The organism is Lentibacillus salinarum, assembly GCF_042679865.1.
Classification (GTDB): Bacteria; Bacillota; Bacilli; order Bacillales; family Amphibacillaceae; genus Lentibacillus; species Lentibacillus salinarum.
In genome coordinates this window covers 1-19175 of the sequence record NZ_JBHTNH010000053.1, presented here as the reverse complement: position 1 = coordinate 19175, position 19175 = coordinate 1, and the positions used below count along the sequence as shown (strand labels likewise).

The window sequence follows — 19175 nt, the reverse complement described above, 5'->3', positions numbered from 1 at the left end:
TTGTGATTAAATCCTGCCAATTTCCAGTGAAAATTGAATTTTTTAGCCGAAAACCATAGATCCCCGTTCTTCCTGCCATGTTAAGTCTCGCTTCATGTCTAATCATCTCTTAAGCGTGGACCCTGGGGAAATTTTTAAAAAAACAAAGCAAGATTTCTGATTGCCTGCCAAATTTTAGTCTTTTGGTTCCCCCCTATTTTCGGTTGAACAGCGAGACAGAGGTGAGAGTGATCCCGTTCCTTTGTCTCGTTTGAATACTGCTTATCCCCGGTTATTCGCTTCAATTTTCTCATTACCTAAGATCAGATAGTTGAGTTCTTCTTTCGGGATTTCCTTCAATTCTTTACGGTTCGCAAAATAAAAGATGACACCGAGCACAATCCAAATCACGAGTGCGATGAATGATTCAATCCCCAATGCTGCCGGTGAGCCTGGGATCAGCAATAGGCCTAGGAATACGACACTTGCCAGCATCCCGAACGCCGCGAGTGTTTTCTTCCCTGGTGCAATGACGTGTTTTTTCGGATTGAATGTTTTGCCCTTGGACCGCCTGAATAATGTGAAAGCCGTATAGCAGGTATAAAAATAAGCGATCGTTACACCAACAGACGACATATCAACCACCCACGTTAGTGCCTGGCGACCGAACCAAGGTGCTAGCATGGCAATGACTACCGTGAAAATGATCCCGACATATGGTGTTTTATAGGTTGGATGCAGTTTGGAAAAGACCGCCGGGATGATTTTGGCCCGGGACATGGCGAATAACAGACGGCTGGATGAGATAGTAAACCCGTTCAAACCTGTAAAAATGCCCATCGTCAATGCGGTCACCAGAACGACGAGCCCCATATTGCCGAGCAGTCCCTGAATCGCCGCACCGGTTCCCCATGTTTCTTCCTGACCGACGAGCTGCTGCCACGGTTCAATCATGGCTGTTGCGATAATCATCAGACTGTAAAGCAGTGCAGCAAAAAATATCGCCAATATGATCAAGGTGAACGCTTTTCTGGATGAGAAGCGAAATTCTTCGGCAGCTTGCGGGACGTTGTCAAACCCGACATAGGCCCACGGTGCAATGGCCACGATGGAAATGATAGCGGCAAAAGCTGTGGTATCCGTCGGGAACAATGGCTCGACATTAGCAAGCCCCGCTCCAGGCTGAGCCCCGACCATGAAGGTGATGACAAGCACACCAAGAACCATGACCGAGCAGAACACAAATTGCATGCGGCCCGAAAAACTGGACCCTTTTACATTAAAATAACCGAATACCCCCAATAAAACCGATGCGATGATCACTTCCGTAAAATAAACGTCCCAGCCGGCAATCGTGTACATGTGCATGTTTTCAAGCACAGCCGGGAAAACGAATTTAACCATTAAAGCAAATGCGGATGCGTTCAATGCCACAATACATAAATAGCCAAGCGTCAAAAACCATCCACTGATAAACGCATGCGTGCGTCCCAGACTGATATACGAATAAGCGAACTCGCCGCCAGATACTGGAAAGCTTTTAATGAGAAATCCATAGCTGACAGCAATCAGCATCATCAGCAGCGCACCGATAACGAATCCGAGAATGACACCCAGTGGCCCCGCTGTCGACATCCAGGTCGTCGGCTGCACAAACGCGCCCCAGCCAATCGAGGAACCGAGCGCTATCGCCCAGACCCAGTGCGGCTTTAAGGATTTCTTCAATGTTGTACGCTCTTCCATGTTTCGTCTCCTTTTTGGTCTCGTTTTGTGATACCCTCCATTTATATCAAAACCCGCGTGTTTTCGCAAAATTCGTGTGACGGTGGAAATGCATGGTATTGGGTATAAATTTGGTAAATTTGAGGCTTGGGATGATGGTCAAGTTTGATTTTGGCTAGTTTTGATCGATTTTGGATTATATGTTTGTGTGTCGCACGGTTCGGGGGTGCTCTCGCACGATTTGGGGGACGCCCTCGCACGACTTCGGGCCGCCCTCGCGCGGTTCGGGGGTGCTCTCGCACGATTTGGGGACGCCCTCGCACGACTTCGGGCCGCCCTCGCGCGATTCGGGCCGCTCTCGCACGATTTCGGGAAGCCCTCGCAAGGTCTTCGTATCATTTTTAAAAAGGAATCTGATCTGGTGTACGTACGGGGCTTCGGCAACAGATGGATCCCGGCCGATATTTATCAGCGGTTGCGATCACGGGAAGATTAACTGATAAAAGAATGATTGCTCATTATTACGAGTTCTGTTAAGTTTATAACCTTATGTAAAAATATGGAGAAAATCAGAGGTGTCCGAACATACAAATACGCTTGAATTTCCTCCGTATAAAAGTCTTTGTCACCTGTCACGAACATATCTGGTTTAGCATCTATAGCAGAAATTAATATAGGAAGGTCTTCAGCATCTCGAATATATGGTACATCAATTAGGGCGGTTTCCTCTGGGGTATACGCTAGTTCAAAATCGAGGCTCGTCATCCCACTCGGCTATTTTACCAAGGAACTTCTTTATTTAAAACACGCGTGATTTCTTGTAATGATTTGGTGCACAAAGTAAGCTGTTGATTTCGGATAATGACGCTTATCACTTGTCGGCAGGGTGATTTTTCTGAAAGCAATGCTGGAAATAAGCACATTTGAATCAACAAAAAACGCTGAGTTCAGTTCCCCTTTCGTTCAATCCACATCTCCTTCCGCAAGCAGCTCTTCTTCTGTAATCCCTTTGTCTTTTGCCTCCTGACCAATTGCATGTGCAAATTCATCAAAAGCAACCAGAGCACCTTTAGCTAACAATGCGGTTACTGATCCCTCTCCCGCTTCCGAAACAATTTACCCACCGTATCCAAAACGGGCTTCTTCCCGCCCATGACGAGGCCGCCAAGTTCCGCGAAAATTTGCAGCAGGAGAAGGACGAAAATCGTAACAATCATGCCGATTGATAAACTGGCATAGGAGAAAAGAATAGCTAAAACGCCGAATAATGCACTAAATGCATATATAATCATGACGGTTTTCCGGTGGCTGAATCCTGCTCTAATCAGCTGATAGTGAATGTGCTTGTTATCCGGCATCATGATCGGTTCTTTATGATAGGCGCGGCGGACAATCGCAAATAACGTATCAAAAATCGGCACTGCCAGCACGATAACCGGTATGATAAAGCTGAACAGGGCGATATTTTTAAACAACCCTACAATCGACACGACCGCCATCATGTAGCCGAGAAAATTTGACCCGGTATCGCCCATGTAAATCCTGGCCGGGTAAAAATTGTGATACAAAAAGCCGATGTTCGCCCCGATCAGAACGATGCACAGCGAAGCGGCCAGAGCTTGTCCGTCGATGATAGCCATAATGAACATACTTGCGAGCGCGATCGTTGTAACACCTGTGGCAAGCCCGTCAAGTCCGTCGATCAGGTTAATCGCGTTGGTAATGCCGACGATCCAGAGTACCGTAATCAGCACGCTCATGAAACCGAGATCGACCATGCCGATCACTGGCAGTGTAATCCGTTCGATAATCAGGCCGGATGAAATAAGAAATGACGCGGCGATGAGCTGGCCGGTCAGTTTGATGACGGGTCGGATGGAAAAGCGGTCATCCAGGGCGCCGGTAATCAGGATAACAATTGCCCCAAGGACCATTTCCGGCAAATGCTCATGGTGCGGATGCAAATAAAGGCCACCCAGCAAAACCCCCATAAATATAGCCAGGCCACCCAATCTCGGGGTCACTTTGGTATGGATTTTCCGATGATTCGGCAGGTCAACCGCCTTCAGTTTAATCGCCAGTTGTTTGACGGGATAGGTTAATAAGAATGTCGACACGAGTGCGATAAAAAACGCGATCGCCAAATCGCTATAATTGAACATATTGGGTCTCCTTGATATTTTCCTGAGGTCGAGCAATGCTGTGTTGTTTAAATTATAGCGGAATGGCTGTTGACAGGGCAAATGAATCGACAGACGCCGCAGGATTCTCCGCTCGTTTCGATGCGTCCCGGCATGCGGCTGTGTCGACGGCCTTACAAAGTCCGGTGGCGTTTGAGAGCCAGGATATTCAGAAAGATAAAACCAACGGAAACGGCGATCTAAGCTGTCATATCACTGGTGACAGCAGATAATCCCTCACGTATCATGATTGCTTTCAAGGCGTCCGCTCCATAGGTTAATGGCTTGATTTTCCCGATGGCATGAATACAATCAACAGACTCAATCAGGAAAACCCTTGAGAAAAAGACTTGGGGCACGATGGCGAGCGGATTAAACTGGATCATCTGAGATCATTTTTGGCATAAGCCGACAGCAGTGTTCCAAGGCTCAATGCTGAAATGGCCAACAGAAATGCGATGATGAGCACAGCCAAAAACGATCCGGCCATGTACATATCCAGCACATAAATCCAGTAAGAAGCCACGATGATCGCCTGGATGATGATGAACAAACCAAACCCGAGCAAATAGCTGACGACAATTTCCAGCGTTTTTAAATTTGAAAAATGTCATTTCTCAGTAATCACAAGATGATATCAAGCCCGTCCTGGCCGTAACTAAAATCATAACCTCCCCGTAAACGGCATACATATTATTGGACAAAGATTTCATATATTAGGAGGCTGGGAGATGCAATTTTACTATGGCAGTCAAATGCCGCTCAGGGTTCTGGATGAAACGGAATTCTGGAAACAGCAGGAAGCCGAGCATACCGTCGTCATGCGGGAATTGGTCACGAATTTGGAAGATAAGTATGTTGATGCTCTGAAACGCTGGGAAGAAGAGCTCGATGCTAGCCACCAGCATGTCAAACGGTTCGTCGAGTCGGTCATAAGAAGCCATCATCACATTTCGCCAACGCTAAATCAGCAAGTACTCGACCTTGTGTCATTCTCACTTCAGGAGTCGGAAGCGTTTATCCAGTTTTGCAGACAGGTTAAAAGTGACAGTTCGGCTGTTTCCGGGAACCACACAGCCAAAGTTGTTATCGATCACATTATTGATGAATCGGAATATTTTATTGGTATCGCCCAAACCATTTTGTACGACCAGCAATAGGTTCAAGCTTAGTTGGGCGAGGTGTCGCACGCGTTCGCGGATCTATCGCACGTTTGGGTGGTGCTGCCGCGCTGGTTCAGGGATCTCTCGCACGGGTTTTGTGCTGTTATCGCGCGGGTTCAGGGGTCTCTCGCACGTTTGGGTGTTGCTGCCGCGCGTGTTTATGCCGGTCGCACAAAGGCACTGTCCTTCGCTCAATTTTTCACGTTTACCGGAGGGATGGGATGGGTTGTACCCCTACAATCGAAAACAGACAGAAAAAGGTGGCATGTTTTTTTAAAATGATGCCACTTTTTTGTGTTGGGATACGATTATAGTTATGACAGGGGGTGGTAATCGGCAGAGCAACTTCCATAAACCTACCATAACCATTATAATATGAACAGAAAGGTGGTGCGGTGGCTATGAATCGTGTGCAGATAACGAAAGTGTGCCTGCTGTCGGGAAAAATTATGCTAGAAAGCGGCGCGGAAACCTATCGGGTGGAAGATACGATGAACCGAATTGCGCACGCATTCGGACTGGTAAATGCGCAAAGTTATGCCACACCGACAGGCATTCATTTTTCAGCTGATTTTGCTGATATCACTAACTTCACACGCATTCAGCACCGGTCGACCGACTTGCACAAGATCGTGGAAGTCAACCGCATTTCCCGCGATATCGCAGCCGGTCACCTGACAATCGATCAGGCGCTGAATCGATTGGCTGACGTCGATCAGGAAAATTTAACGTTTCCTTATTGGATGCAGATTATGGCTGCCGCTTTTGTGAGCGGAAGTTTTTCCTATATGTTTGGTGGCGATTGGCCTGATATCATACCGGCCTTTTTGGCAGGTGGCATTGGATATGCTGTGATGCTCGGAGCGGCAAAATTGGTGGCGATAAGTTTCGTTGCCCATTTTGTGGCATCTTTTGTGATCGGGCTGCTGGCGATACTTTTGCTCGCAATCGGGTTGGGGTTGAATTTGGATAAAGTGATCATCGGCGCCGTAATGCCGCTCGTTCCAGGCTTGCATATTACCAACGCGGTGCGCGACTTAATAGCGGGTCACTTGGTTGCGGGCGTTTCCAAAGGTGTGGAATCAATTCTGACTGCTTTTGCAATTGGGGCGGGCATTGCAGTTGTGTTCGCCTTTTAGTGTGCTTATGCGATGGGTGCGCGTTTTCTATGAAAGGGTTTTTGAATAAGCTTTTAAGGGAGATGTTCTTATGATAATCTTTCAACTTATCACCAGTTTCATGGCTGCTGCGGGGTTTGGTGTTCTGTTCAATGCACCGAAAAACGCGCTCATCCAATGCGGATTGGTCGGTATGGTGGGTTGGATTTTGTATTATATGCTCAGCTCCGGAGGCATGGATGTGGTGCCGGCAACACTATTCGGTGCGATGATTGCCGGGGTGCTCAGCCAGCTTTGTGCGAAATCGTTCAAAATGCCGGTGATCACCATCAGCGTATCCGGAATAATCCCGCTCGTCCCCGGTGGTGTGTCCTATGATGCGATGCGGCATTTTGTCGAAAATGATTACTATACAGCTGTTCAATTATCGGCTAAAGTCATGCTGCTCGCCGGAGCCATTGCAATCGGACTGATGTTTTCTGAAGTGGCTAACCAGTTGATGTACAAGCGGAAAAAACGCTGACGCGTGTTTTCAGATGCCAGGGGTCTTATGTCGGATAGGAGGAAATCGGCGCATTAGGCGATATCGGTATTAAAACGTCGTCCAACATTATCTTTTGAAAAAGACCTGTACACGCTGACATGTAACAAGTCTTTTTTGTAAAATATGATTGCTGGAACATTAATATTATTCAGTAGCTGCTGAGTGATCCTCGACTTCATTATCACTTGCTGCAGCGTTAAGCATTAAGAATATCGCTGAAAGAATATGCATAATCATACCTACAACCGGTATCCATCCTATACAAGAAGCTACTATCCCCAAAATACTTCCTGTCGTTGCTCCGCCATCTTTTTTCGTCATCACAAGTGTGATAATATGTAAAATTAACATGACTGCAAGTGGTATCCAAACAAGACCTACTATGAATGACCCGCCAATGACCGGAATCCCCAAGAATGCTTCGAATCCACCCGTTACCCACTTCAAAATCCGAGATGGTGACAAATTAACACCTCCTTATTCATATTTTTTACAATATATGAGTCTATAGTATCATTACGGCTTTCTTCTGTCCATAAACTTTAACATAAAATTCAATTTCTTCCATAAGAACGGAAAAATGTAGTATTAGCTTTCATTTTTTCCAGCATCAATCAGCAGCACGACAGCGGTAGCAATGTGCATAATCATGCCGATAATCGGGATAACCCCGACAAATGATGTCACCATGCCGATCACACTTCCTGCGATGCTCCCTTTCTCCTTTTGTGTGATGAGCAATGTGATCACATGCAGGATGAACATCGCAAGCAGGGCACCCCACGTTGTGCTCAAAATAAAAGAGCCACCGACAATCGGGATACCAAGAAAAGCTTCACACCCACCGGTTATCCATTTCATCATTCTGGACAATGACATGATGTTGCCTCCATTCAAGATTACTCTCCTTATCATAGCATATTTCAGGAAGGGGAAAACGATTCAGATTGGATTCGGTTTAAAATATGTTTCGTAGAGTAATGGTTTGTTGCGCGAATTTGATTGGTTGTCGCGCGAAATCGTGCGCGTGCTGTGCGATCTTGGCTGGGTGTCGCGCGAAATTATGCGCGTGCTGCGCGATCTTGGTTGGGTGTTGCGCGGAATCGTGCGCGTGCTGCGCGATCTTGGCTGGGTGTCGCGCGAAATCGTGCGCGTGCTGCGCGATCTTGGTTGGGTGTTGCGCGAAGTTATGCGCGTGCTGCGCGATCCGGGCTGGGTGTCGCGCGATTTCGTGCGCGTGCTGCGCGATCTTGGCTGGGTGTTGCGCGAAATTATGCGCGTGCTGCGCGATCCGGGCTGGGTGTTGCGCGAAATCGTGCGCGTGCTGCGCGATTTCGTGGCGGGATTGCGCGAATTTCCGTAATTACTGCGCGAAATAGCATGCTCGTCGCGCGATTTTGGCTTGGTGCCGCGCGACCCAGTGATGAGTCATTTTCTTCTTTTGGTCCAGCATTTACATTCTTTTACATAAACCAGTCCGCTTTTCTGCAAGATTCTGGTGGCTGTACTTCTGGATGTCAGCCCCAGCAGCCACATACATTCTTTATTCGTGATTGAGCCATATAGTAATAAATAATTGGCAAGATCATTCCTGTGTGCATTGTGGCTTTTTTGTCTGCACTTTTTGCAGAGCCATCCGCCGTGTATTCGTTTCATCCCCCGCATGCCACATCCGGAACAAATAACGCCAGGTAGTAAGTCTTCACGCGTTATTTCGTGGTGACGCATAACGTTTATATCAAAATCCCGACACTCACGTAAAATCAACTTCCCGATTTTATAGTCCTCAATCTTGGGCTTACCCGCCTGAGCAAATGCGTCATCTTTGTCTCTGATCATTTTGGGAATGCGCGCGGCATGTGCAACAACTTTACCAATTTCTTCTCGATTTCCATCCACCTTTATGACGGTTTCAGGGTCAGCTATTGCGACAACATAAAAAATTGGAATATGTGAAAGGTTATGATGCTGGAGCCAATTCCGGAGATGATATGTCTGATTTTCCACTTGGGTGATGGGGTACTCGAAACCGGATTCAATTTTACCATCGCTTCGTATAAGTTGTTTGAGGACCGTATCAAACGTAATGGTTCCTTTGTAATTTTTTGCTTCAACAATGAAAATGGCATGATTGGTAACAACAAGAGAATCAATTTGAAAATTGCTACCATGAATATGGAGGTAGACATCGTCAAGAATGGTATAGCTGTTCACTAACATTCCAAGGTGGTAGTCTACTTTTAATTCGCCTGAATAACCACTACTTAGCTTTTTGGCATTCTCTTTTAACTCAGGAAGTTTAGGAAATTGCGGTGGCATTCTGGGAATAACAGCATCGTATTTTTGGAGTGGAAGAGGTATAATGCGGAATTTAATTCTCATAATAAGCTCCTTTATTTAGTTTTTAGGGGTGACTCAAATATAGCACAATTACATAGGAAACTGTATAGTTTGAAGAAATGTTTTTTCAATGACTGTCAAAAAATTGCATTAAGAAGAATTTTGAACGATTAATAAATAAAGATTATCGCGTAATTTGATGGTGTTTTGCACAAAGTAATGTCATTCGCGACATGATATGGTTGCTCGCGCGATCTGGGTTGGGCGTCGCGCGGAATTATATGATTACTGCGCGAAACAAACTGCTTGCTGCGCGATCTCACACTGCTGTCGCGCGAATTTTTGCAAGGATTGCGCGATCCCCATTGGCTGTCGCGCGAAATCGTGGCGGGACTGCGCGAATTCCCATGGTTACTGCGCGAAATAGCATGCTCGTCGCGCGATCTGAAGCTGCGATTGCGCGATTTCGTGGCGGGATTGCGCGAATTTGGCTAGGTGTCGCGCGAAATCATGCGCATGTTGCGCGATCTGGTCCGGCTGTCGCGCGAATTTCTGGCGCGCGCACTACCAAACAAAAGCTCCCTGCCACGGCAGGGAGCTTTCTCCAATCATATTTATGCTTTTTTTCGGCGTGTGATTTTGGCGGTCAAATCGTCAAAGAGCGTATACACGACCGGAATGAGCAGCAATGTGAAAATACTTGAGATTGCCAGACCGAAAATGATGGTGACGGCAAGCGGCTGCTGCATTTCCGCGCCCTCGCCGAGTGCGAGTCCCAGTGGTACCATTGCCAAAATTGTCGTCAGCGTCGTCATGAGGATCGGCCGCAGACGGTTGGTGCCTGCTTCGAGAATGGCTTCATAGCGATCTTTGCCGTATTCTTCTCGCCGCAAAATATTAATATAGTCGACGAGCACAATCGAATTGTTGACGACAATCCCGGCGAGCATGATAATGCCGATAAAGGCTGGTATGCTGAGCGGAAGTCCGGTAACGAACAGCCCCAGCAGAACCCCGACAACCGTTGCTGGCAGTGAAAACATAATGATCAGCGGGAACAGGAAGTTTTCAAACTGCACAGCCATGACGGCATAAACAAGAAAGATTGAGAAGACCAGGGCAATGGACAGATCGGCAAACGAACTGGCCATGTCCTCTGCCTGGCCGCCGATGTCATAACTGTAACCTTCAGGAAGGCTCATGTTATCCAAGCGGTCCTGGATATCACCGGTAATGCTGGCAAGATCGCGGCCGGCGATTTCTGATGTCACATTCAACTGTGGCTGCTGATTATCGCGCTGCAATGTCGCCGGTCCTTGTGCTTCTTCCAGAGTGACCAGTGTTGTCAGCGGGACGGATGCGCCGCTTTCCGATTGAATAGTCATATCTTCCAAATCACTGATCGTGCTGCGCTCATCTTCCGGGTACATGAGCGTCACGTCCATTTCGCTGCCGTCTTCACGATACTGGGCAGCTGTTTGGCCGGTGAATTGCAGCTGGATCTGCCCGGTGATCTGCTGTTCCGTCAGACCATACATGGCGGCCTGTTCGGAATCGATGTTAATGTGCATTTGCGGTGTGCCCTCTTCGGCTGAAGAAGTGGCATTATGCACACCGTCCACTTCCGAAATAGCGGTCGTCACGTCATTGGCCAAATCTTGCAGGACGTCATGTTCCGGCCCGCTTAAACTGATTTGCACCGGATCACCCAAGCCGGAAGCACTGTCGGTTGCCATGACAGAGATTTCCGCGCCAGGCACTGACGCCAGATCCTCGTTCAACGATTGGACGACGTCATCAGTTGTTTTCGATCGGTTATCCGGCGGTACCAGCTGCATCATATAGGTTGCCTGGTTGCCGGCTGTCGCAAATTCACCACCGCCCCCAACGTTCAGATAGGTGGTTTCGATCACATCATCATAAGCGCCCAGTTTTTCATTGACAGCATCGGCCACATCGAGCGTATGCGCCTGGGAGCTTCCGGTCTCTGTTTCGACAGTCACCTGAAGCTGTCCCTGGTCGGATGACGGCATAAAGGACGCGCCGATCATCGGGATAAGTGCCAGACTTCCAACAATGACGGCCAGCGTTCCAAAGACAGTCGTCTTTCGGTGTCCCAGCACCCATTTTAGAACGGCTCGGTAACCATTGTTCACCCGGTCGAGAAAACGGTTGAACCAATAACGCCGTCCGCTGTCTTCCGTTGCTTTAACGAGCAGTTTCGACGACAGCATCGGCACAAGGGTCACGGCTGCAACCAATGATGCGATCAGAGCGAACGAGACGGTCATGGCTAGCGGGGTAAACAGATCAGACGCAATCCCCTCGACAAAGACCATCGGCAAAAAGACAACCAATGTCGTGGTCGTTGATGCAATCACGGCCGGTGTGAGTTCCGACGCCCCTTTAATGGCTGATTGCGTCAGCGAATAGCCCCGCTGCCTGTACGTGTAAATATGTTCAAGTATGACAATTGAACTGTCGACCATCATCCCGAGGCCGAGTGCCAGACCACCAAGTGTCAGCACGTTCAGCGTCTCGCCGGTAAAATAGATGAGCGTAAACGTCGAAATAATAGCAATCGGAATCGACAGACCAATGACAATCGTTGCCCGGAAACTTTTCAGGAACAACAGTAGTATGAGAAATGAAATAATACCGCCCATTAGGATATTTTGCACGACCGAACTGATCGACATATTGATATAGTCGGATGTGTCAATAACGACTTCCGTGCTCATCCCTGATGGCAGATCTTCCTTGACTTCATCCATGCTCGCGTTGATATTGTCGGCCACTTCCACTGTATTGGCATCCGTTTTTTTCATAATCGACAGCACAACAGCCTGCTCGCCATTCACCATGCTTTCGCCTGACGATTCTTTGTATGTGTCGTTGACGTCAGCCAATTCATCGACATGGACGGTTTCACCTGTTTGGGTTTGCACAAGCGTGTCTTTGATATCATTAACTGATTCGAATTCGCCGGTTACGCGCAGTTGTAAATCCTTGCTGCCCTTTTCCACCACGCCGGCGGATGACGACTGATTCGAGTTGTTCAACGCCTGTGTGATCGTATCGGCTGTCACACCATACTGTTGGAGTTTAGCCTGATCGAGCTCAATCTGGATCTCCCGCTCTTTTGCCCCTTCAACGGTGACGGACGCCACCCCATTTTGCCGTTCAAAAAACGGCACGATCTGATCATCCGCCACTTGCGTCAGCTCGGCTGCATCATCACCCGTCAGGCTGACCCACATGAGCGGCATCTGATCCGGATTGAATCTAAGAACGCTGGGGTCACCGGCGCGATCAGGGAGCGTTCCTTTCACCTGATCAACACTTTCCCGGACATCGAGCAGTGCCTGGTCGAGATCCGTTCCATTGTTGAACATCATCATCACAAGGGAACTGCCGGCTTGTGACTGCGACTGCACCGTATCAATCCCCTCCACGGAACTGACAGAGGATTCGACCGGACGGCTGATTAAATTTTCCACTTCTTCTGGTGCGGCATCTTGATACGATGTGGCTACAACAGCAATCGGCAAATCGATTTCCGGAAATAAATCGACATTCAAATTACGCAGCGAGACCGTTCCGAGCGCAATAATCGCCAGAACGATCATGATCACACCGACAGGCCGTTTGACAGATGTTTTGACGAGTTTCACGACTTATCCTCCTCTTGGACGACGTTGACGTTCATACCGTCCGACAAGGTCAGAAGGCCGTTAACAACGACTTGATCACTCTCCTGGATGTCGCCTTCCACAGCGGTCGACACCGATTGGCTCTCTTGGATGGTCACGTCCTTTTTCACCGCTTTGTTGTCCTCAACGACATAAACGAACGTCTCACCGCTTTCGGTGACAACAGCTTCTGTCGGCAGGATCAGCGAATCATCCACCTTTTTCTCCGGTACGATTAGCTTAGCGATCATGCCGGATAAAATATCACCATCATCATTATCAACGGACGCTTCGACTGGATAAAGGCCCGTATCATCAGGCATTTGGCTAATAGAAGTGATATCTACATCGTATTCCTGATCATCAATGACAGCGGTATAGGTGTCATCTGTCTCAAGTTGGTTCTGTTGCCCAGCTGTGACAGTAAACGTCAGTGTCATCGTGTCAAAATCAGCAATGACCATGAGCGGATCGGAATCGGATGCCATCTCCTCTTCTTCAACAGTCAAGTTGGCAATTTCGCCATCTGTCTGCGCGTAAATGGTCTGGTTTCCGGCGGCACCCTGGATGGTGGCCAGATGGTCATCTTCCTCCACCGTGTCCCCGTTTTCCACTTCCAGTTCGGTCACTTCCCCCGGGCTCTGTACCATCACAGGGGTTGTTTTGTCCGGCTCCGTACGGCCGTACAGTGATTTTTCAATGACCAGATCATCTTTGACCACTTCCGCCGTTTCAACAGCGATTGCCTGCTCTTCCTGATCGTCATTGTCCTCCGTTTCCTCACTGCACGCAGCGAGAATCCCCAGCAGTATGATGACTGCAATGCTTAAACCTATTTTTCGCATGGCTGAAACTCCTCTTCTCTAGTTTTAATCCAATAAATCGATATGTAAAAGCCGGGCCATTTCCTGACATTCCGATACAAAATCTGGGATGCGCTGAAAATGGACAAGCAATCCCTGAATCATCGGTTTTGGCGGCTCATCTTTGCCTGTTTCATGTAACAGCATGGTGATCACCTCATGCAGTTGATCGGCCTTATCATCCGGCAGATCCAATGTGCTAATTTTCGTTTGCATGGCCATTAATATAGCCGACACGTCTGCATCACCTTGATACCAATCAGGGATATGGCCTTGCGTCACCAGTGGGGCTTCCTCACGCTTGAGCATGCCATCCACCATATCATCCATCCTTCGTACGAGATAGGCGCCCAAATGGTTCCAATCGATTTCAATACCGTCAATAATAATCCATTTAAAATAGCCGTTCATCAGCCCTTCCAGCTGAATAATCATATCCGGATAATAAGCTTCCATTGAATTGCCATAAATTTTTTTTACGTTGTACCGCAGCCAGTTAAAATGTTCCAGCTGCATTTGCTGGATGAACGCATCTGTGCTTTGGCCGATCGCAATATTTTCCCGTAGATGCATCGTCAGAAAGTCTTTATATTTGTAAATGTATTTGGTCACAACGCCGATTTGCTGTGCGAGGCTGTCGCGCGGGGCCAGGCCCTGTTGTTGCACATGTTTAATCCGGGCACTGATCTCCTGATGATAATAGTGAAATGCTGTCATGATGAAGTCTTTTTTGGAGTGGAAATGTAAATAAAATGCACCCTTTGACACCCCAGCTTCGGCAGCAATCGCTTCAATCGATGTCGTATGATAACCTTTCTCGGCAAATAACTTCATTCCGGCCTCAATCAGCTTTAATTTTTTCGGATTCAAATAACCACCTAGTTTCCTTTCCGGGCAGGCGTCTCCAAGGTCCATCGTACTGCTGCCCGTTACTGCAGAATACATTCCGGCTGGCTGCAGATCATAACTGAACTAACCAGTCAGTCATTTTTCCATTCTACATGTATCATCGATTGAAAGCAAGCAAAATCGGCGGGAAAAATTATTCCTGCTGATGGCCGTTGTCCCTATTCAAGAGAACTTCACACCGGTCGCCATACAAATGGGCGGTTCCCGAAGAAAAGTGGGCGATTCAGCTTGGCAATGATCTGACTGGTGCGTTTATATTGCATATCAAATGTGGTTTCGGACGTTTTGACATACAATCCGGTTCCATCGTGAAATTTGACATATGTCCTGTCATCACGCTGTTCAAAATAATCGATGTGGTAAAAGGAAAGCCATACATTGTCTTTATTTTTGATGGAGGAAGTCGGCAGCATGTAAACACCACGATCGGGAATGACCGGCACCGGTACTTTACTGTTCAATTTTAGCAGACCCTTCACTGATTCACGCCGTCCTGCGAGTGTTGAACCATTTATGACACATGCGTGATCGATAATTTGCTCGGGACGGTAGACAGAATGCCGCTCACGTGTAATTTCCAAAATACGGGAACGGTAATAAGCAGAATCCTTCGTTAAAATCGCTTTTGTTTGCTTACTAACAACGTAAACTGGTGGTGACCATTTTCCTCCCATTGAAATCCCCCCCCCTGTCAGTACGGTATAAATTGACAAATTGGTATATTCTGTTTTTTTCATAAGACCATTGTACTATGTTTACAGTGGTTTATCTATTATATTTTTCTAAAAACTTCACCTTTTATTAGATGAGGGGAAAATTGGGTGGGGCCATTGCCATGCTCAACATAAGAAAAACTCGGCTGCCGCCTCGTCTTTCCAGAGGTCAGAGGCCGGAAGTCAGACTTGAAGAAATCGGCGAACCAGCCGATTTCACGAATTGAAGACTCCACTTGAAATGTTATACTTTCTGATCTTATGAAAAAATCCCCTTACCTGAATAAGGGGATTTTAGGTCATGCCTATTGATTGTTGTTATCGTTGTCATCATTGTCGTCATCATCGAGGATGTTGTCATCGTTGTCGTCGTCATTCATATCAAGGTCATCACCGTTATTGTCGCCCTGATCCGTATCTGTTCCATCTTCATTCGTGCCATTGTCGTCGTTGTCAAGCTGCGGATCATCCTGGTCATCACCATTCATATCAGGGGAATCTTCCTCTTGGTTTAATGGCGCTTCATCATCTTCGCCAACCGGATCATCCTGGTTGTCATTTCCGCAAGCAGCAACCAACGACAGCGCCAAAATCGGTGCACCGATTTTTATGAGCCATTTTTGCTGTATCATTGTGTCCCTCCTTTATTGTTCACTTTCGCTTTTAGCTTAACCAGTTTAGCCAAAGTGATACGATTTTTTTTAAAAATCATTTCGGAGGGTTGAACGCTGTTGAGACGGCTAACGGTATTGTTAAAATGCTGCCAACAAAAAATTCCCCAGCTTATGGCGGGGAATTCATTTATTGTACGGCAAACGTAATCTCCGCTTCACAGGCTACCTCGCCGTCAACGGTGGCGATGCCTTTGCCTTTGCCGACCGGTCCTTTTAAACGGGTAATCTCAACATCCAATTGCAGCTGGTCACCCGGCTTTACCTGCCGTTTGAAGCGACACTTATCAAGACCGGCCAGAAAACCGATTTTGCCATGATTTGCCTCAATGCCCAGGACACCAATCGCTCCGGTCTGGGCCAGTGCTTCAACAATCAGGACGCCTGGCATGACCGGGTAATCGGGAAAATGGCCCTGATAAAACGGTTCGTTCGCGGTAACATTTTTAAGTGCGACAACCCGCTTGCCTTCTTCCATTTCGGTCACTTTGTCAACCAACAGGAACGGGTAGCGGTGCGGAATCGTTGCTTTAATTTGTTGATTATCCATGTGGATCGCTCCTTCACGGTATGTACGTTGCTAGCATGATAACAGAGATTGAGCGGGAATGTGAGTCGTCAACCGGACGTGTGCACCCACAGGCATATGGGCTGCTATTCTTTGGCGACGATATCGATAATATGCTGCCACGTGTCCCATTCCAGCGCATCTGTCGGGTTGCCGTCCCCGATGATTCCATAGCCAATCATTAATCCGGCAACTAATGCGGCTGCCGAAAAAACAAGCACGACAATAATCCGCAACCAGATTGGAAAAATACGGCGGCGTGGTTTTTTGTTTTGCCGTTTTTCTTGCTTTTGCTTTTTCTTCTGTTCTTTCCGCGTTGTTTTTTCTGAAGACTTTTCCTGCTGCTGTTTTTGCTCGCGGGATGGGTTGTTTTCTCGATCGTCCGGTTGTACTTCCGGAAACTGTTCTTTCTCCTGATCTGCTGTTTGCTGGCTGTTTTGTCCGGTTACGGCTCTTTCCTTCTGATCTGTTGCCATGGCTTGTTTCTCCTCACATCCATTTGTTGCTTAACGGTCATGACTGCCGGTGTCATTATGGCAGCACCACGATATGTCGGGTCATCGCAGCTGGTTGACGAGTCCCATCATTTGATCGGTCATGGAAATCGTCCGGCCATTAAATTGATATGACCGCTGAGTCGTCGTCATGTCTGTTAATTGTTGGGAAAGATCGACATTCGACTGTTCCAATGCGCCACTTTGTAGAATATCCCCATTCACATCAGCCGGCTGCATGATTTCGGCAAATTCCAAACCCAATTCGTCGAGATCCGGTAAGCGGAATCCGTTATCACCGGTTGCCTCTAGCAATTGCGGACGCATCGCTTCTGTAACAGCCAGATTCCCGGCATTTTCCGTTACATTACCACGCTGGACGGCGATTTGTCCATTCGGCTGAATCGTCATGTCGTCAAAACCTTCTGCTATGATGACCGGGCCGTTTTCCCCCAATACTGGATGTCCATCTTTTGTCGTGAGCATGACATCCTGACCACCATTAACCGGACTTATGTAAAAGGAGCCATCACGGGTATACCGGGTTTCAGTTTCGCCATTTTCGGTGACTTGAATCGGGAACAGGTGATTTTTTTCCAATAAGGCGGTGTCGAGTGCCCGATCAGTTTCCTGAACAGTCCCCGGTGTCAGATCAATGTTGACGGATCCAAGTCTGGCACCTGATCCGACGCGCACACCATCCGGGGTCAGACGGCCTTCCCCATTCGCTGGATCGGTCATATTATCGATCTGCTGAAACAATAAGGAGGAAAAATCCGCCTGTCGCGTTTTGTAACCGTTCGTCTGACTGTTCGCCAAATTGCTGCCAACGACATCCAATTTATTTTGCAGCTGATTCATTGTCACGGCTGCTTGAATCATTGTTCGCGACATCCAATCCCTCCTAGCCTAAACGGGCAATCTCACTGACGGCTTTTCCCATACTTTCATCGTAAGCCTTCAGCACCCGCTGATTGGTTTCAAATAGACGGTACGCTTCCATCATTTGGGTCATCGACTCGGCTGCATCCACGTTCGACTGCTCGAGCGCACCTTGTTGTACTGTATAAGTCGCTCCGGCCGGCACTGCGTCAGCCTCCCCGTTAAACAGGCCGTCACCTTCTTTGGCCAAGTCATGGACATTATCCGTATACGCGATACCGAGCGGAATGTTTTCCCCGGGTGTCTGCAACATGCCGTCCTCTGTTACCGTGAATTCCATGCCATCCGTCTGAATCGGTGTTCCCGCTTCATCCAGCACGTAATAGCCTTGGGTGGTGACGAGAAAACCTTCCCCATCAACCGTAAAGTTGCCGTTCCGGGTGTAGCGCTCCTCGCCGTCCGCATTTTGCACGGTATAGAAAAGCCCGCCTGTTTCGTCGGGAAGATCACCGTTGACGAGCGCCATGTCTGTAAATACACCCGTTTCACGGACATCCCCCTGCCCATGATCCGGTATGTTTTCCTGGACATATGCTCCGGTATTCAGGCTGCCAATTGGCTGCTGCGCCGGAAAATTCAGGCCGCGTTCGGTTGGCACATGATGGTTGCCCATCTGATGCATTAATAACTCCGGAAACGCACGCAATGCGGGCTGGTCTGCTTTATAGCCCGGCGTCTGTGCATTGGTAATATTATTGGATAACGCCTCCTGCTGCCGCTGCTGGGAAATCATTCCACTGGCCGCGGTGTAAAACCCTCTCAGCAATTGGTAAACCCCCTTTAGAGGTTGTTCAAAAGGTCCGGTAAAAATGACACGTCGAATAGGGGACCTTCGACTAAATACCGACACGTCCTGTGTCGAACGTCGAAGTCACCACATCTTGTGGAAGCTCGTTGGCTTGTTTCTCCGCTGCTCATGTATCTAAAGGCGCAGGGGACCTTCTGCTAAGACCGCCCACGTCAATAGCCAACTGCAGAAGTCACCACATCCTGTGGAAGCCCGCTGCTTGGAAAAGAAAACCACTTTTCCTGCGTGCGATGCGATTTCAGTGAAGCTTTTCTTGTGCTCGAAACGGCGCCGCCTCGAACTTTCGACGCACAGGACGTGCTAGTGTCGGCGTTGCAACAGGACGTTGCGAACTTAGCCTACCGGTCCTTTTTATCCTCCTTTTTATACGAAAATGGGATTTTTGCTCAAAAAAACGCAAAAAAACACCCTCCCGATAATGGGAATACCCATTTTTGAAATTTGGCTATGATTTGATAATAACAGTTTA

20 protein-coding genes and 1 pseudogene are annotated in these 19175 nt (G+C 47.9%); 5 read left to right on the top strand and 16 right to left on the bottom strand.

Annotation, left to right across the window (positions count from 1 at the left end):
* Positions 1-261: 261 nt before the first annotated feature.
* The 4 genes and pseudogenes from ACFQ4A_RS16835 to ACFQ4A_RS16820 form a co-directional block, all read right to left on the bottom strand.
* Complete coding sequence (locus ACFQ4A_RS16835; protein WP_382402557.1) at positions 262-1722, bottom strand: APC family permease; 1461 nt, start codon at positions 1720-1722, stop codon at positions 262-264.
* A 1064-nt stretch (positions 1723-2786) separates the two neighbouring features.
* On the bottom strand, positions 2787-3863 hold the full coding sequence (locus ACFQ4A_RS16830) for a glycosyltransferase family 4 protein (protein ID WP_382402556.1): 1077 nt from the start codon (positions 3861-3863) through the stop codon (positions 2787-2789).
* A gap of 218 nt (positions 3864-4081) precedes the next feature.
* On the bottom strand, positions 4082-4267 hold the full coding sequence (locus ACFQ4A_RS16825; protein WP_382402555.1) for a hypothetical protein: 186 nt from the start codon (positions 4265-4267) through the stop codon (positions 4082-4084).
* A pseudogene (locus ACFQ4A_RS16820) lies at positions 4264-4473 on the bottom strand (ABC transporter permease); the annotation flags it as partial. The gene ACFQ4A_RS16825 and the pseudogene ACFQ4A_RS16820, both read right to left, overlap by 4 nt.
* A 139-nt stretch (positions 4474-4612) precedes the next feature.
* Here ACFQ4A_RS16820 and ACFQ4A_RS16815 point away from each other — a divergent pair.
* The 3 genes from ACFQ4A_RS16815 (at position 4613) to ACFQ4A_RS16805 (ending at position 6685) form a co-directional block, all read left to right on the top strand.
* On the top strand, positions 4613-5041 hold the full coding sequence (locus tag ACFQ4A_RS16815) for a DUF2935 domain-containing protein (protein WP_382402554.1): 429 nt from the start codon (positions 4613-4615) through the stop codon (positions 5039-5041).
* A 404-nt stretch (positions 5042-5445) separates the two neighbouring features.
* Positions 5446-6183, top strand: coding sequence for a threonine/serine exporter family protein (locus tag ACFQ4A_RS16810; RefSeq protein ID WP_382402553.1), 738 nt, complete (start codon positions 5446-5448; stop codon positions 6181-6183).
* Positions 6184-6253: 70 nt separating this feature from the next.
* Positions 6254-6685 (top strand): threonine/serine exporter family protein, encoded by a 432-nt coding sequence (locus ACFQ4A_RS16805; protein WP_382402552.1) that lies wholly within the window; start codon positions 6254-6256, stop codon positions 6683-6685.
* A 165-nt stretch (positions 6686-6850) separates the two neighbouring features.
* Here the strand turns inward: ACFQ4A_RS16805 and ACFQ4A_RS16800 are convergent, their stop codons facing one another.
* Together ACFQ4A_RS16800 and ACFQ4A_RS16795 are read right to left on the bottom strand one after the other, a co-directional pair.
* On the bottom strand, positions 6851-7171 hold the full coding sequence (locus ACFQ4A_RS16800; RefSeq protein WP_382402551.1) for a hypothetical protein: 321 nt from the start codon (positions 7169-7171) through the stop codon (positions 6851-6853).
* 123 nt (positions 7172-7294) lie between these two features.
* Entirely contained in the window at positions 7295-7585 is a 291-nt protein-coding gene (locus tag ACFQ4A_RS16795; protein ID WP_382402550.1) for a hypothetical protein, read from the bottom strand.
* A gap of 109 nt (positions 7586-7694) precedes the next feature.
* Here ACFQ4A_RS16795 and ACFQ4A_RS16790 point away from each other — a divergent pair, with 109 nt between their 5' ends.
* Positions 7695-8069 carry a hypothetical protein gene (locus ACFQ4A_RS16790; protein WP_382402549.1) on the top strand — a complete coding sequence of 125 codons (375 nt, stop codon included), beginning with the start codon at positions 7695-7697 and terminating at the stop codon, positions 8067-8069.
* Positions 8070-8134: 65 nt separating this feature from the next.
* On the opposite strand, the gene ACFQ4A_RS16785 is transcribed toward ACFQ4A_RS16790, so the two are convergent.
* Positions 8135-9088, bottom strand: coding sequence for a nuclease-related domain-containing protein (locus ACFQ4A_RS16785; RefSeq protein WP_382402548.1), 954 nt, complete (start codon positions 9086-9088; stop codon positions 8135-8137).
* Positions 9089-9352: 264 nt separating this feature from the next.
* On the opposite strand from ACFQ4A_RS16785, the gene ACFQ4A_RS16780 reads away from it, so the two are divergent.
* Positions 9353-9541, top strand: a complete 189-nt coding sequence (locus tag ACFQ4A_RS16780; RefSeq protein ID WP_382402547.1) for a hypothetical protein — start codon at positions 9353-9355, stop codon at positions 9539-9541.
* A gap of 119 nt (positions 9542-9660) precedes the next feature.
* On the opposite strand, the gene ACFQ4A_RS16775 is transcribed toward ACFQ4A_RS16780, so the two are convergent.
* The 9 genes from ACFQ4A_RS16775 to ACFQ4A_RS16735 all read right to left on the bottom strand — a co-directional run bounded on the left by ACFQ4A_RS16775 (position 9661) and on the right by ACFQ4A_RS16735 (position 18664).
* A complete protein-coding gene (locus ACFQ4A_RS16775; RefSeq protein WP_382402546.1) occupies positions 9661-12720 on the bottom strand; it encodes an efflux RND transporter permease subunit in 3060 nt (1019 codons plus the stop codon).
* Positions 12717-13583 (bottom strand): efflux RND transporter periplasmic adaptor subunit, encoded by an 867-nt coding sequence (locus ACFQ4A_RS16770; RefSeq protein WP_382402545.1) that lies wholly within the window; start codon positions 13581-13583, stop codon positions 12717-12719. The genes ACFQ4A_RS16775 and ACFQ4A_RS16770 overlap by 4 nt, the downstream gene beginning before the upstream one ends.
* 24 nt (positions 13584-13607) lie before the next feature.
* Positions 13608-14546, bottom strand: coding sequence for a TetR/AcrR family transcriptional regulator (locus ACFQ4A_RS16765; RefSeq protein WP_382402544.1), 939 nt, complete (start codon positions 14544-14546; stop codon positions 13608-13610).
* A gap of 137 nt (positions 14547-14683) precedes the next feature.
* Positions 14684-15184 (bottom strand): competence protein ComK, encoded by a 501-nt coding sequence (locus ACFQ4A_RS16760; RefSeq protein WP_382402543.1) that lies wholly within the window; start codon positions 15182-15184, stop codon positions 14684-14686.
* Positions 15185-15528: 344 nt separating this feature from the next.
* Entirely contained in the window at positions 15529-15855 is a 327-nt protein-coding gene (locus ACFQ4A_RS16755; RefSeq protein ID WP_382402542.1) for a DNA primase, read from the bottom strand.
* A 169-nt stretch (positions 15856-16024) separates the two neighbouring features.
* A complete protein-coding gene (gene fabZ, locus ACFQ4A_RS16750) occupies positions 16025-16444 on the bottom strand; it encodes a 3-hydroxyacyl-ACP dehydratase FabZ (protein WP_382402541.1) in 420 nt (139 codons plus the stop codon).
* 104 nt (positions 16445-16548) lie between these two features.
* Entirely contained in the window at positions 16549-16938 is a 390-nt protein-coding gene (locus ACFQ4A_RS16745) for a DNA-directed RNA polymerase subunit beta (RefSeq protein ID WP_382402540.1), read from the bottom strand.
* Positions 16939-17019: 81 nt separating this feature from the next.
* Positions 17020-17850, bottom strand: coding sequence for a flagellar hook-basal body protein (locus tag ACFQ4A_RS16740; protein WP_382402539.1), 831 nt, complete (start codon positions 17848-17850; stop codon positions 17020-17022).
* A 10-nt stretch (positions 17851-17860) separates the two neighbouring features.
* Entirely contained in the window at positions 17861-18664 is an 804-nt protein-coding gene (locus ACFQ4A_RS16735) for a flagellar hook-basal body protein (RefSeq protein WP_382402538.1), read from the bottom strand.
* Positions 18665-19175: the final 511 nt, after the last annotated feature.